This window comes from Psychrobacillus insolitus (assembly GCF_003254155.1).
In the GTDB taxonomy this organism is placed as follows: Bacteria; Bacillota; Bacilli; order Bacillales_A; family Planococcaceae; genus Psychrobacillus; species Psychrobacillus insolitus.
The window spans coordinates 259731-273042 of sequence record NZ_QKZI01000001.1 but is presented as its reverse complement, the minus strand read 5'-3'; the positions used below and the strand labels follow the sequence as shown (position 1 = coordinate 273042).

Below are 13312 nucleotides of genomic sequence, written 5' to 3'. Positions count from 1 at the left end.
CAAAAAGCAATCCCTAAGACAATCATATGATTAATGACCCAAAAAAGAGTTGAAGTATAAAATATACTCCAACTTTTTTAAACTATGATGGAATTTGTGTCGTGTATAAATTAGAAACCGCTTTTGCTAATACGGAAATCGTCCGATTTATTTCCTCTTCTGTCGTTTCAATACCACCTATTTCTACTAATAAGGAGTTTTTAGAAAGATCTTGATTATACACACCATCCACTCCTTTACCCTTTTTAACGATTACACCTCTTGAGATACCTGGCACTAATTTATTTAATTGTTCGGAGAGATTATTTGCTAATTGTTGGTTCGAACTATAGTTTGCATGCTCCCCTCCAATAACGAATAATAATTTGGCGTAGCTATTATCTCCACTTTTTAAAGTTGTTATTTTGCTCTTTGCAGAGTCTCTGTGCAAATCTAATACAAGATCGTATTCACTATGGGCAAGCGCGTCAATAATAAAAGGTCTGACTGCACCATAAGCTTGGGTAAACTTTTTATTATTCGCTTTCATCTCTTTCATGTTATCGACTTCAAGAAAAGTAGTTTCTAACTGATGGAAGGCAAATTGATCGGAAATAAGGTCTTGATAAGAGCTGATATTTTGTTCCGTGTGATAAACTGCAATCTTTTCATTATTCGCTTCAAGTACAGAAGGATAGGCTTCGTGCGAATGTGTAAAATAGACAAATGCTTTCTTCGGTTCTGTTATTTGAGTTTCCGCCGCAGCTGGTTTTGCCTGTACCTGTGCAGCATAAACTACCGGTGTTGATGTTGTCTCTTCTTTAGGTACCTCTGTTTCATTTGATAAAAGAGGTGTTTGAATCGTCGCTATAATAATTGGAGCTAAAAATAATAATAATAAAAGATTAGTTAAATGCTTCATGGGTTTAGACATAGCTACCACTCTCCTCAGACAATGGTATGTGGAGGAGTGGCAAATTAGAACATAATCATCTGTTTGAAATCCATGTTTCTAAACCGTTTGATAGCAAATATGCGTAATGATCGACCCATGCATCCGTCTCTTTTGGCGTCACAAAAAGAGATGGATTTTTACCAATAAATACTTCCTCAAATAATTTTCTTTTTTCATCCTTCGACCAAGTTACCCACTCGCCAAAAATTGGTTCTAACACTTTCTTATCAATTGTCGTATCTTTTGTTGAAACCATTGATGTGACGGCTAAAGCTGAGGATGGTCTGCCCTTTTCCTCTACTTTCGATGCAATATAATGAATTACTTGTTCCATAGCGTCTGCGTATAAAACTGGTCCGTCGACAACCATCGGGATTCCAATAGCTGTTACCGGGACACCATACACTTCCTCTGAAATTTCTTTTCGTTGATTTCCAACTCCAGAACCTGGATGTATGCCTGTATTTGTTAATTGAATCGTTTTACACAACCGCTCACTATTTCGGGCTGCTAATGCATCTAATACAATGATTAAATCCGGTTTAAATTTATCACTGATGGCCTTGACGAAATCACTCGTTTCAAGTCCTGTTTGTCCAGTCACACCGGGAGCATACATGACTACTTTCACTTTTTCATCGTCCATCGTTAACGAAGTATTTTGTAGATACTCGATTGCTTTTGGGCCAATTGCATCCGGAGTAATGGACGCATTACCAAGACCAATGATTAAAATTTTCGAATTTGTCGAAAGCGGTATTTTTGAATGAATCTCGTCCAAATACTTTATAAACATTTTCTCAATCTGTTTAAAGCTTTGTTCATCATCTGGACTAATAGTTAAATCTGTTAATGTAATATATTTCCCTTTTTTCTTACCAATTCTCTTTTCACCTGCATCATCTACCTCGATAGAAGTTATTAAAACAGCTCCATCTCTACTCTCTTCAAATAATATTCCATCTTCTTCATCTAAAACTTCTTTTTCTTTTTTCGTGCGATGCTGCACCATTTCAACAGATTCATCGATTAAATCAGTTCGTTCCCACATAGTTTTCACCTCAAAAATAGTGTGGACTAAGTGTCAAGTAAATATTCTTTGCATTTCACTGTTGCAATTTGTTTTAGCATTTGTTAAAATAATGCTTGTTGTATTAGACAGTTTCAACAAAGAAAAGTATCATCTCAGACCTATTATAGGAGGTGAAAGGTATGCCAAACATTAAATCTGCAATTAAGCGTGTTAAACAAAATGCTAAAGCATCTGCAGTAAACACTCAAGCTAAATCTACTATGCGTACTGCTGTGAAAAAAGCTGATACTGCTGCACTTAATAGCGAAGTAAACGCTAAAGATCTTATTAAAACTGCAATCAAACAATTAGATAAAGCAGCTTCTAAAGGGTTAATTCATAAAAATACGGCTTCTCGTAAGAAAGCTCAATTAATGAAAAAAGCGTAAATTAATAGACTGATCCGACTTAAAGCGGACCAGTCTATTTTTTTGCGTTTTTTTAAGGTTGTACAATATATGACGTTGGTGAAATAGAAAAATCCTGGTCCACGCTGATTTTCGTAGGGCAGACATAGGCGCTTTCGCTTTTCGTAGTTCACTTCAACAAAAATAATTCCAGTATTCGTTCACGATTTGTACTTAATGTTTTTAACTGTAAATCTACTGTCGCTAAATCATGTAAAGTAGTAAGTAACTTCTGTTCGTTTCGCAAACTTGGATGATCGAACATTAACTTCACTCTGTAAGGGTGCACTTTTAGTTGATTTGCAATTTGTTGGGCGTGATACCCTTTTTTCTTTAAATGACTCACCTGAATCAACAAACGAACCTGAGATGCAATTAGCGCATTTAACTTTAGCGGATCTTCTTTTCTTTTTAATAAATCATGGTAAATTTCAATTGCTACACTTTTATTTCCAGCCAAATACGCAGAACCTAATGTAAAAACATCTTGCTCCAGTGATTTTACCAATAGCAGCTTCACTGTTTCTACGTCTATCTCTTCTTGCTCTCCAATATAAGTCACCATCTTCAATAGTTCCGTCTGTAAATGAACTAAGTTTGTGCCACCTATTTCTAATATTAGATTAATCGCTGCATCTGAAATTGTTTTACCAAGAGCAGAAACTTCGTGAAGAATCCAGCCTTTTAAATCATTTACTTGCAAACTTTTAGCCTCAATCGCATTTGCATGTTGCTTCATCGATTTAGTAATTTTTTTCCGCTCATCTAACTTTTCATAAGGTGCAACGAAAACGGTAACAGCTGTTGGAGAAGGGTTTTTTAACCATTGTTCCAGTAAGGCCGTATCATGAATAACTTTTTCTTTTCCTTTTTCTGTAGCCTTTAAAAAGAAAGCATTTTTAGCAATGACTAGTTTCCTGTCGGAGAAAAAAGGAACTGTATCTGCTTCGTAAATGACTTCTTCCACTTTTTTTTCTTCTAAGTCGAAGTTTATTACTTCTAATTCTCCCAATTCATTAAGCTTACCTTTTAATCTTTTTAATGTTTCCTCAACAAAATAAGATTCTGTTCCATATATCAAATATACTTCTGAAATTTTATTCTTTGAAATTTGCATCCATTTCTCTGAAATCATGTTAGAACCCCTTGCCTGATTTATACTACTATTATACAATAAAAAAAGTGACTAAATTGTGACATTCTAAATCACGAATGGAAATTGGGATAAAGCATGTAGATTTTTCAAATACTATCCTATATAATTAGGTGGAAATAGGAGGGGTAGCAATGAATGATTTTGAACAAAATGTACAGTCGAAACGTAACGATGCAATCGACTCCGGTATAGGTTTCGTAGTCTCCTTTGGTTTTTTTACAATAATGTTTGCAATTGCAGTAATTGTTGAGTTTGTCGCTCGATAATAACTAGAAAAGAGATTTGTCTACAATGGCAAATCTCTTTTCCAATTTTAAGGAATACTTACATAAATTTCTCCCGCTTTTGTTATTTCTACTTCAATTGAACCTTCTATACCAGTTTGTAAAAAAGGAAGCTTTAATGCTTGCAAACGTTCCACTACTTCCGGATGGGGATGCCCATATCGGTTGTTATAGCCGGCAGATATGATGGAAATACGTGGATTTGTTAATTCTAATAAAGCTTGTGAACTGGACGTTTTACTTCCATGATGACCTATTTTCAACAAACTAACATTGTGTAACGCAGCTTGGTATTTCCGAACTAACTCTTCCTCTCCTTCTTTTTCTAAATCCCCTAAGAATAACCCATGAAAATAGGCATTTTTCATAGAAAGTACTAATGAATCATTATTTCCATCATATACAGAATCCTCTGGAGAGATATAGTGAAATTGATAATAAGCTGATTCTATATGGTCCCCTGCGATTTTTTCGACTACGGGAATTTGTTGCTTGTTTATTTCTTCCTTAACATCTCCCATAACATCTTTGTCATACGAGCTTGGTGTAATATGAATTTCCTTCACGGTTATTTGTTCCAGTATTTCTTCCGCACCTTCCATATGGTCTGCATCCGCATGTGTGATTACAAGCGTATCAACTTTTGAAATTCCTCTTCCTTTTAAAAAGGGTACTACAACTTTCCTACCAATCTCATACACTTCATTCGTTTCTGTCCAAGGCTCCTGATCAAACCGAAGTAATCCACCTGTGTCAATCATGATCACTTCTTTTCGGTAAGGCATTTCAATAATAGTGCTATCGCCTTGTCCAACATTTAAAAATGTAATCTTTGTAGAGGAATCTAAATAAGGGGTAATGTGAATCATCATCATTGGTAATAAAAGGACTACACAGCCAAAAAGTTGGTTTTTTTTCGTTTCAAAAGAAAGAAAAAATACAAAAACACTGGCAAAAGCCAATAAAACAAGGGGTAATGTTGGTTTCATAGGATTCCACATTTGATATGGTAAACTTCCCAAAAAGAGGATGAATTCACTTAGTAACGTGCGAAGTGGTTCATAGAAGGAAAAGAAAAAATCACTTAGGGAAATAGAAATATAACTAAAAGCTAGAAAGATTATATTGATGGGTAAGATAACAAATGAGAAAAGTGGAACGAAAACGATATTCGCCAAAAAGGAAGAAAGGGATATCTCATAAAATTGATATAGAAGTATGGGGTACACGATTAACTGACAATGTGTGGTAATTACGAGAGATTGTATCATATAAGATGTGCTATTCTTTAAGATTGATGAAGAATAAATGAGTGAACATGCGGCTAAATAAGACAATTGAAATCCAATTTGAAAAATAACCCAAGGATTCAACCATACAAATCCAATGACACTTAGTGAAAATGCATCATCCATCGCAAGTTTTTTCTTACATAACATACTGATTAAAACGATTTCTGTTACAGAAACAGATCTCCAAACAGACGGTGCCCCTCCAGCAAGAAATGCATACAAAGGCAAAATAATAAGGAGTATCCAATTAGCTGTTTCCTTGCGCACACCCACGCGGATTAACGCTTCATACATTAGCAAAGCAATAAGAGCAACATGCAACCCTGATATTGCAAATAAATGAGTGATTCCGAGTGTCTGATAAGCATTCTGCATATCAGTAGGCATTTGTTCTCGGCTACCTATTAGTAACGCCTCTGCCTCCGCTTGTAAGCTATTAGGAAACGTAGCCTGAATATGCTGCTTCGTTTGAAATCGTTTTTTTGCCATATAACTGACAAAACTAGACTCTTCTCCTGCATACTGATAATTCTCTACGAGTAATTGGCCTACCGCTCCATTACTTTTAATATAACTTTCCATTTGAAAAGCATACTCATGATTTTCTGCTCGTTCTTCTATTTCCTGTGCTTCCACACGAAAAAGCTTTCCAGCGAGTGACTCACTTAACAAAACATTCTTTTCTTCTTCTGACGCTATTTTTAACTGAACATACCATTTTTGCTGGTCATCAGCAGTTACAAAACCTCGAATATAGCGACCATTAATCTTGTATACATCTGTCCAAGTTATTTCAGTAACAGAAACTTCTTTTGCAGGTTGTGGAATCGACAATGCAAAATAATAATAGGAACTAATCCCCAATAGAACAGCCAATACACTAAATAGCACAGCCTTTCTTTTATATAGCAACCAACAAAAAAGTACGCCCAATAAAAACAATAGCCTTATCGATTCATAAGCAGCAAGAGAAGCTATTACAATTGATAAGGCCATATATATTAAATTTCCACGTATTGTTATCGTCCGAATAATTCAGCCACCTTCATTTCATAAGGGGCCAATTCTTCTAAACTTGCTCCCTTCTCACGCAGCTTTGTAATTAGCTCCATGTAGAGTTCTAATTTTTCATCGCTTAAGAAGTCGATCTTACGCTCATCAAACGGAACATGAATTACTTCAATGTCAGCCTGTTCTAATAACTCCAAGGCATATGAATTATTTTTATAATCCTCTGCGTAATAAAGTCTAGAAATACCCGCTTGTATGATCGATTTTGTACAAGGAAGACAAGGGAAATGAGTCACATATAAATCTGCATCCTTTACCGGTACCCCATACTTTGCGCATTGAAGAAGTGCATTCATTTCTGCATGGATCGTACGTACACAATGATTATCTACTACATAACAGCCCTGATCGATACAATGATCTCCACCAGAAATAGATCCATTATATCCTCCTGCCATTATTCGACGATCGCGTACGATTGTAGCCCCGACCGCTAAACGTGTACAAGTGCTTCGTAATGCAAGTAAATGGCTTTGTGCCAAGAAAAATTGGTCCCATGTAATACGCTCCATATAACTACCTCCTATAATCTATTACTCTATAAGTGTAGTAGCTAATTTGCTCACACGTCAATACAACAAATTACTTTACCGAAATAAGTACTTCAAGCTTTTCAAATGTTTTTTGACCGATTCCAGTAACATTCTTCAAATCTGCAGGATCTTTAAATAGGCCTTGTCCATCTCGATGAGCAATAATTGCATCCGCTTTGGCCGGTCCTATTCCAGGTAAGGTCATAAGCAAGCTCGCATCCGCTTGATTTATATTCACTAGCCCTGTACTTTCACTGGAAGTATTTGTGGGTGCTTGCTCTACAATTACTTCCCCTTCAAGAGGTACATAAACTACCATCTCATCTGCCACTTTCTGCGCATGGTTAATGCCTTTGCTATCACTCGTAGGTAAATATCCACCTGCAAGCTCAATCGCCTTTAAGACACGATCTCCTTGGGTAAGTTCGTATACACCTGGATGGATGACGGCACCTTTGACTTCAACAAATAGACTGATGTCCTCTATGGGCTCAGTAATTTCTTCTTGTTCAATTGTAGTTTCATGAATTGGGATTGGTTGAATTGCATCAGCTGTGGGTTCTGATGTTTTAAATTGTGTTTGTAGGAAAAAAAATAATATTACAACAATGACTGTCGTTGGGAGCAACAGTTTTTTCTTATATTTCTGAATAAAAGATGGAAACAGAAATATCATCCTCTCCTAAAAGAGGTAAATTATATGGAGCTAAAATTAACTATACTAAATTTACCTCTTGTTGGAAAGAATTATTTTACTGCTTGGATGAAGTATCGTTCTACTTCCTCTTCATTTTGTTCACCGAAAACAGATGTAGATATAGAAACAGACGAAAAACCTATCGTTTCTAGTAATTTTACATATGTTTCAATCGGATACGTTTGTTGATAATGAGACTCTTCAAATCGTTCGTAATAACCTGAGTCATCACGAACAAAAAAAGTGATGTCATGATAAATAGAGTGTTTCTCTTCTCCTTGTTCCGTATGCCAAATATAAGCAACCTGCTCATCTTCATACGTAAAAGGGCCATTGGGATAAATTTCATCCATTTTATATAGAGAATGCACATCAAAGAATAACTGACCACCTGGAACTAATGCCTCAAAAATTTGCTTAAAAGTCTGGACCACATCATCTAAAGTCTCTACATAATTTAACGAATCTATGGCAATAACTGCCACATCGATTCCATCAATTCCGTCCATCTCTGTCATAGACTGACAAATGAACGTAATAGATGTATTATTCTCGATACTACGATTTTGTGCAATCGTAAGCATAGATTCAGACAAATCTAAACCTACAACATCATAGCCAGCTTTCGCAAACTGGACACTTAATACTCCAGTTCCACAACCAACGTCGAGTAATCGATTCCCGCTAGATACAGGCGCATTTTGTTGCACCCATTCTGCATAGCGTTCATATGGAATATCCGACATTAACGCATCATAAATATTGGCAAACTGGTCGTACATAGCCATTATGCATTTTGTCCGACTTCAAATAATGGTGCATCTCCCCATAGGCGCTCTAAATTATAAAATGAACGCTCATCTTTATGGAAAACATGCGCAACAACATCGCCCATATCAACTAGGATCCAACGAGCTTCATCGAATCCTTCTAAACGTTTCACATTCACTCCTGAAAGTGATGCTTGTTCAGAAAGTTCTTTCGCAATTGCTTGTACTTGACGATCTGAGTTTGCGTGACAGATTAAGAAGTAATCAGCAAGTAAAGATACCCCTTGCATATTTAATATCATGATGTCCTCTGCTCGTTTATCGTCTGCTGCTTTATAAGCTATTTCTATTAAAGATTGTGTAGAAGTCATTCTTTCACTTTTCCTCTCTTTTGCATCATGTCATTGTAACAATGAAATGAATCCGGGTATACCGATTGTCTTTTTTCGATCAAAAATGTAATGCTATGTGCAATACAACTAATCATTGAATCATCTAAATCTTTTTCCGCTTTCTCTCGCAAAACTTCAACTCCAAAAAATTGACGGTTCGGTTCAATCATATCCGAAATATAAATAATTTTTTCTAAATTAGACATTCCAGCCCTACCAGTCGTATGGTATTTGATCGCTTGAAGTATGTCCTCATCTTCTATCTTAAATTCATGCTTCGCAACATAACTACCAACTGGAGCATGCCAAAGCTCATGATGGAATTCTAAAAGAACCGGATCCATGTTCTCAGATATGATGATCTGTTTTAGCCACTCTTTATCCGCATATTTCACACTATCATGCAAAATACCAGCAATTTCAGCCTTCTCAGGATCCTCACCATATCTTTTTGCTAAACGTATTGCTGTCATAGCAACACCTTTAGTATGAACATAGCGTTTCTCTGGCATACGTTCTTTCATTTGGACTAGTAAATGTTCAAATTTCATATAACTTCTCCTTTTGAATAAAATCTCTCACTAGCTCTGGAATAAGAAAACTTGTCGTCTCTCCATTTGCTACTCGATTTCGTACAAGTGTTGAAGATAATTCTATTTGAGGAATATCTAAAGTTATTATAGGATATGCAGTTTCGATCGAAGTATTTGGTCTTGGGACACCTACAAGTTGTACTTTTTTCACAAACTCATCTATTTTATACCATTTCGGCAAATACTCGACCTGATCTCCACCGATGATGAAGTAAAACTTCGTCAAAGGCTCTGCTTTTTGCAAGATTTCCATCGTATCATACGAATAAGAAGTACCTCCACGATCCATTTCAATCGTTTCAACCAACATATGTGGAACATCATGAATTGCTAGTTCCACCATTTTTACTCTTTGTGCTTTTGTTACTCGCTCGTCCTTCTTTTTATGAGGCGGGGTTGCGTTTGGCATAAATCGTATTTCATCCAAATTCAGCGCATGTAACACTTCGTTTGCAATGATTAAATGACCCATATGTGGTGGATTAAAGGTTCCACCTAAAATCCCTACTTTTTTACTCATGCGCGGCTCGCTCTAGGAAGCTCGATTCGTTTATTATTTTTCGATGGTTTGTATAATACAACCATCAAGCCGATTAATTGCACTAATTCTGCTTTAGTTCCTTTGGCAAGAGCTTCTGCTACTTCACGTTTATCGTCTTCACAGTTTTGTAAAATACTTATTTTGACCAATTCACGAACTTCAAGCGCTTCACCGATTTGTTTAATCATCGGATCATTTACTCCACCTTTTCCTACTTGAAAAATTGGTGCTAAGTTGTGTGCTTTACTACGCAAAAATCTTTTTTGTTTACCTGTTAACATAATTTCCTCCTAATTGCTCGGTTAATAATTCAATCATATTTGTTGAATTAGGATATACACCGTTCCAATATGAAAAGGCGATTGCACCTTGGTGAACGAGCATACCTAACCCATTTATTGTTCGAACATTATATTCTTTGGCTGCCTCTAAAAAAGGGGTAACTAAAGGATTATATACAATATCCGCAACAATTGCATCTACTTTTAAGTTTTTTAGCTGAATTGGAAGCGTATTGGCTTGATTTTTCATTCCTTGCGGCGTTGTTTGAATCACAATATCAAAGCTACCCAAATTGTTTTCAGCTTCCTGTAAAGTGATGCCTTGTCCAATTTGTAAATCTGCCATCATTCTAGCTACTTTTTCAGCTGTACGGTTCGCAACAGAGATGTTCGTAAAGCCTGCTTGTTTAAATGCATGAACAATCCCTCTCGCAGCTCCTCCAGCCCCAATCATCAGAATTCGATCTTCCGGTTTAATCGGACCCAGTGACTTGATGAAACCAAGTCCGTCCGTATTGTACCCGATGAATCGATTATCCGCTGTTTTGACAACTGTATTAACAGCACCAATTCCTTTTGCAGACTCATCTATGTCATCTAACAAAGGAATGATTGCTTCTTTATAAGGTACCGTAACATTCCACCCACTACATCCTAGAAGCTTTAGAGCCTTTACAGCATCCTCAAGCTTCCCTTCTTCCACATGGATGGGAATATAACTCGCATCTATATCATTTTCATTTAGCCATTTTTCATGCATAAAAGGAGATAAAGAGTGCGAAATCGGATTCCCAATAACTGCAAACCATTTTTTCAAAATACTTCCCTCCTAGATCAAAGATGGACGAATAGAAACTTCTACTCCAGCTGGTGCATGTGCAGCTACAATCACATCTCCGTGTTGAACAGTGATCCACCCTAGACCTGAGAAAACGATATCTGTTTTCGGATCTTTGATTTTGAATTCATGTCGCACTAAAGGTGGAAATAAATCGATAAATTCCTCTGATGGAGGTGCTAATAATTTACCTTTATGTTCTTTATACAAGTTGTCCGCATTTTCTAGTTTCGTACGATGAATTGGAACATCATTCGCAATATGGCATGTAAATGCTGATCGTTTTCCTTTGATAAAGTCAAAACGAGATAATCCACCGAAGAACAGTGTTTGCTCACTATTTAACTGGAATACTTTCGGTTTAATTTCTTTCTTCGGCATAATATATTTAAGCTCCGATTGATCCAAGTAATGCGCCATTTGATGGTGATTAATAATCCCTGGAGTATCATACAAAGCTTTTTTATCATCTAATGGAATCTCTATCATATCAAGCGTTGTACCCGGGAAATGAGAGGTAGTAATTACTGCATCTTCGCCAGTAACATTTTTAATAATACGGTTAATAAACGTCGATTTCCCAACGTTTGTACAACCTACTACATACACATTTTCACCTTTACGATAATGCTCAATTGCTTCAATCGCTTCAGGCATACCTGTCCCTTTATGCGCGCTCACAAATAGCACATCAATTGGTGACAGTCCTAATTTCTTCGCTTCGTGCTTCATCCAGTTAATTACTTTATTTTTTTTCACTGACTTAGGCAGTAAATCTGCTTTATTGGCAATTAAAAGAATTGGATTATTCCCGACAAAACGGTGTAATCCAGGTAACCAACTACCGTTGAAATCAAAAATATCAACGATTTTTACGATTAATCCTTTTTGTGTACCTAATCCATTTAAAATACGTAAAAAATCATCATCTGTTAAAGAAACAGGTTGTAATTCATTATAATTTTTTAAACGGAAACAACGTTGACAAATAATTTCTTCTTTTTCTAATGAAGAAATGGGCGCATACCCTATTTCTCCTACTTTTTCGGTTTGTATAATTGAACCACAACCGATACATTTTGGTGCTTCTGTCACGCTTCTTCCTCCCATGTCACTTGACCTTTTTTATCTAAATAACGAAAAATTCTTCGCTCTACCATACGGTTAAACTTCGTTACAAAACCATCTGATTTTGCAACTGGAATTACTAATATGGTATGAAGTTTTTGTCGGTTTCCTCCGAACACATCTGTTAACAACTGATCGCCGATAACAACAACTTCTGCTTTTTTTACAGACATAATTTGTAATGCCCGGCGAAAAGCTTTCCCAAATGGCTTTCTAGCTTTGAAAATAAAAGGAATTCCAAGTGGATCTGCAAACGATCGAACACGCATTTCATTGTTATTTGAAACGATTGTCACTTGAATGCCAGCTTCTTTCATCCCTTTAAACCATTCAATAAGCATTGGTGTAGCGTCAGGACGATCCCACTCAACAAGAGTATTATCTAAATCTGTAATAATGCCTTTTATTCCTTTATCTTTTAAAAATTCGGGAGTAATATGAAAAACACTTCTTACAAACTCACTTGGTATAAAATATGAATACAACGACCAACACTCCAATTCGACACTTTATCTTAAACGATTATAGCATATTTGCCACTAACTCACCCATTCGAACAAAATGATCTTTTTCTAAGGTAGGCAAAAATTCCATACTATCTTCGGTAAATAACATAACTACTGTTGATCCAAACGAGAAATACCCAACTTCTTCTCCCTTTTTCCACGAATTTGACGTGTTTGTCAATTCAATTGAATTGACAAACATGGCTCCTACTTTTATAGAAAAACAGTTTTTCCCGTTAGGCATTTTCAATTCTGTAAGTAAACGATAATTTCCACTAATCGTTTTCTTCCCATATTGAAGACCCCATGTATTAACGGGATAAGATTTTTTTCCAAGCAAGTACTGGCGAATAACTTCTCCGTCAACTGGAGCATGAATTCGATGATATTCAGCAGGACTTAAATAGAGAATAATATATTTCCCATTTACATATTTTTCGGCTAATTCTTCAGACCCAAGCATATCTTGTAAAGTGTATGCTTTATCTTTCACATGAAAAATCCCTTTTGAAGTAATATCCCCAAAATTTTCAACCAGTGCATCCACCGGGCTAATAATTCCATGTTCATCCTGATTGATAGGTCGACTTTCTGCTTTTAAATGTCGAGTAAAAAATTCGTGAAGCGTGGTAAATTCTTTTGATTCCCTTACGTTTTCTTCCGTTGTAATACTGAAATACTTCATGTAAAGAGGTATGCTTTTTTTACTCCATGAAGATTGGGCAAATTTCTTAATAAAGGACGATGACCATTTTCCATTTGTTAACTCAATCATCGATTGGTATATTTTATCTTTCATTTGATACTCCTTTACCAA

17 protein-coding genes are annotated in these 13312 nt (G+C 36.1%); 2 read left to right on the top strand and 15 right to left on the bottom strand.

What is annotated here, in order from left to right:
* Positions 1-82 precede the first annotated feature (82 nt).
* Positions 83-913 (bottom strand): stage II sporulation protein P, encoded by an 831-nt coding sequence (gene spoIIP, locus C7437_RS01305; RefSeq protein ID WP_111437847.1) that lies wholly within the window; start codon positions 911-913, stop codon positions 83-85.
* Positions 914-968: 55 nt separating this feature from the next.
* Complete coding sequence (gene gpr / locus C7437_RS01300) at positions 969-1985, bottom strand: GPR endopeptidase (RefSeq protein WP_111437846.1); 1017 nt, start codon at positions 1983-1985, stop codon at positions 969-971.
* 161 nt (positions 1986-2146) lie between these two features.
* Here gpr and rpsT point away from each other — a divergent pair, with 161 nt between their 5' ends.
* Complete coding sequence (rpsT, locus tag C7437_RS01295) at positions 2147-2395, top strand: 30S ribosomal protein S20 (protein WP_111437845.1); 249 nt, start codon at positions 2147-2149, stop codon at positions 2393-2395.
* A 148-nt stretch (positions 2396-2543) separates the two neighbouring features.
* On the opposite strand, the gene holA is transcribed toward rpsT, so the two are convergent.
* Positions 2544-3548 (bottom strand): DNA polymerase III subunit delta, encoded by a 1005-nt coding sequence (gene holA / locus C7437_RS01290; protein WP_111437844.1) that lies wholly within the window; start codon positions 3546-3548, stop codon positions 2544-2546.
* A gap of 152 nt (positions 3549-3700) precedes the next feature.
* On the opposite strand from holA, the gene C7437_RS01285 reads away from it, so the two are divergent.
* Entirely contained in the window at positions 3701-3835 is a 135-nt protein-coding gene (locus C7437_RS01285) for a YqzM family protein (RefSeq protein WP_111437843.1), read from the top strand.
* Between the two features lie 47 nt (positions 3836-3882).
* Here C7437_RS01285 and C7437_RS01280 read toward each other — a convergent pair whose 3' ends face one another.
* From C7437_RS01280 to C7437_RS01225, 12 genes are all read right to left on the bottom strand, one after another.
* The gene (locus C7437_RS01280; protein WP_111437842.1) at positions 3883-6141 is read right to left on the bottom strand and encodes a DNA internalization-related competence protein ComEC/Rec2; all 2259 of its coding nucleotides are present in this window, start codon (positions 6139-6141) and stop codon (positions 3883-3885) included.
* Between the two features lie 23 nt (positions 6142-6164).
* Complete coding sequence (locus C7437_RS01275) at positions 6165-6728, bottom strand: ComE operon protein 2 (protein ID WP_111437841.1); 564 nt, start codon at positions 6726-6728, stop codon at positions 6165-6167.
* A gap of 70 nt (positions 6729-6798) precedes the next feature.
* Positions 6799-7425 carry a helix-hairpin-helix domain-containing protein gene (locus C7437_RS01270; protein ID WP_111437840.1) on the bottom strand — a complete coding sequence of 209 codons (627 nt, stop codon included), beginning with the start codon at positions 7423-7425 and terminating at the stop codon, positions 6799-6801.
* Positions 7426-7496: 71 nt separating this feature from the next.
* Positions 7497-8234, bottom strand: coding sequence for a class I SAM-dependent DNA methyltransferase (locus tag C7437_RS01265; protein ID WP_111437839.1), 738 nt, complete (start codon positions 8232-8234; stop codon positions 7497-7499).
* A complete protein-coding gene (gene rsfS, locus C7437_RS01260) occupies positions 8234-8587 on the bottom strand; it encodes a ribosome silencing factor (protein ID WP_111437838.1) in 354 nt (117 codons plus the stop codon). Before rsfS ends, C7437_RS01265 begins: the two co-directional genes overlap by 1 nt.
* On the bottom strand, positions 8584-9159 hold the full coding sequence (yqeK, locus tag C7437_RS01255) for a bis(5'-nucleosyl)-tetraphosphatase (symmetrical) YqeK (protein ID WP_111437837.1): 576 nt from the start codon (positions 9157-9159) through the stop codon (positions 8584-8586). Before yqeK ends, rsfS begins: the two co-directional genes overlap by 4 nt.
* On the bottom strand, positions 9149-9721 hold the full coding sequence (locus tag C7437_RS01250) for a nicotinate-nucleotide adenylyltransferase (protein ID WP_111437836.1): 573 nt from the start codon (positions 9719-9721) through the stop codon (positions 9149-9151). Before C7437_RS01250 ends, yqeK begins: the two co-directional genes overlap by 11 nt.
* Positions 9718-10023, bottom strand: a complete 306-nt coding sequence (gene yhbY, locus C7437_RS01245) for a ribosome assembly RNA-binding protein YhbY (protein ID WP_111437835.1) — start codon at positions 10021-10023, stop codon at positions 9718-9720. The genes C7437_RS01250 and yhbY overlap by 4 nt, the downstream gene beginning before the upstream one ends.
* Positions 10010-10840: a shikimate dehydrogenase gene (gene aroE, locus C7437_RS01240; RefSeq protein ID WP_111437834.1), complete on the bottom strand. Its 831-nt coding sequence runs from the start codon at positions 10838-10840 to the stop codon at positions 10010-10012. Before aroE ends, yhbY begins: the two co-directional genes overlap by 14 nt.
* 12 nt (positions 10841-10852) lie before the next feature.
* Positions 10853-11956 carry a ribosome biogenesis GTPase YqeH gene (gene yqeH, locus C7437_RS01235; RefSeq protein ID WP_111437833.1) on the bottom strand — a complete coding sequence of 368 codons (1104 nt, stop codon included), beginning with the start codon at positions 11954-11956 and terminating at the stop codon, positions 10853-10855.
* Positions 11953-12474, bottom strand: coding sequence for a YqeG family HAD IIIA-type phosphatase (locus C7437_RS01230; protein ID WP_111437832.1), 522 nt, complete (start codon positions 12472-12474; stop codon positions 11953-11955). The genes yqeH and C7437_RS01230 overlap by 4 nt, the downstream gene beginning before the upstream one ends.
* Positions 12475-12511: 37 nt before the next feature.
* The gene (locus C7437_RS01225; protein ID WP_111437831.1) at positions 12512-13294 is read right to left on the bottom strand and encodes a phosphatidylserine decarboxylase; all 783 of its coding nucleotides are present in this window, start codon (positions 13292-13294) and stop codon (positions 12512-12514) included.
* Positions 13295-13312 lie beyond the last annotated feature (18 nt).

What these genes read in the sequence shown, in the direction of transcription:
- spoIIP (WP_111437847.1), bottom strand. Translation starts at nt 913, where the DNA reads ATGTCTAAACCCATGAAGCATTTAACTAATCTTTTATTATTATTATTT.
- gpr (WP_111437846.1), bottom strand. Translation starts at nt 1,985, where the DNA reads ATGTGGGAACGAACTGATTTAATCGATGAATCTGTTGAAATGGTGCAG.
- rpsT (WP_111437845.1), top strand. Translation starts at nt 2,147, where the DNA reads ATGCCAAACATTAAATCTGCAATTAAGCGTGTTAAACAAAATGCTAAA.
- holA (WP_111437844.1), bottom strand. Translation starts at nt 3,548, where the DNA reads ATGATTTCAGAGAAATGGATGCAAATTTCAAAGAATAAAATTTCAGAA.
- C7437_RS01285 (WP_111437843.1), top strand. Translation starts at nt 3,701, where the DNA reads ATGAATGATTTTGAACAAAATGTACAGTCGAAACGTAACGATGCAATC.
- C7437_RS01280 (WP_111437842.1), bottom strand. Translation starts at nt 6,141, where the DNA reads ATGGCCTTATCAATTGTAATAGCTTCTCTTGCTGCTTATGAATCGATA.
- C7437_RS01275 (WP_111437841.1), bottom strand. Translation starts at nt 6,728, where the DNA reads ATGGAGCGTATTACATGGGACCAATTTTTCTTGGCACAAAGCCATTTA.
- C7437_RS01270 (WP_111437840.1), bottom strand. Translation starts at nt 7,425, where the DNA reads ATGATATTTCTGTTTCCATCTTTTATTCAGAAATATAAGAAAAAACTG.
- C7437_RS01265 (WP_111437839.1), bottom strand. Translation starts at nt 8,234, where the DNA reads ATGGCTATGTACGACCAGTTTGCCAATATTTATGATGCGTTAATGTCG.
- rsfS (WP_111437838.1), bottom strand. Translation starts at nt 8,587, where the DNA reads ATGACTTCTACACAATCTTTAATAGAAATAGCTTATAAAGCAGCAGAC.
- yqeK (WP_111437837.1), bottom strand. Translation starts at nt 9,159, where the DNA reads ATGAAATTTGAACATTTACTAGTCCAAATGAAAGAACGTATGCCAGAG.
- C7437_RS01250 (WP_111437836.1), bottom strand. Translation starts at nt 9,721, where the DNA reads ATGAGTAAAAAAGTAGGGATTTTAGGTGGAACCTTTAATCCACCACAT.
- yhbY (WP_111437835.1), bottom strand. Translation starts at nt 10,023, where the DNA reads ATGTTAACAGGTAAACAAAAAAGATTTTTGCGTAGTAAAGCACACAAC.
- C7437_RS01225 (WP_111437831.1), bottom strand. Translation starts at nt 13,294, where the DNA reads ATGAAAGATAAAATATACCAATCGATGATTGAGTTAACAAATGGAAAA.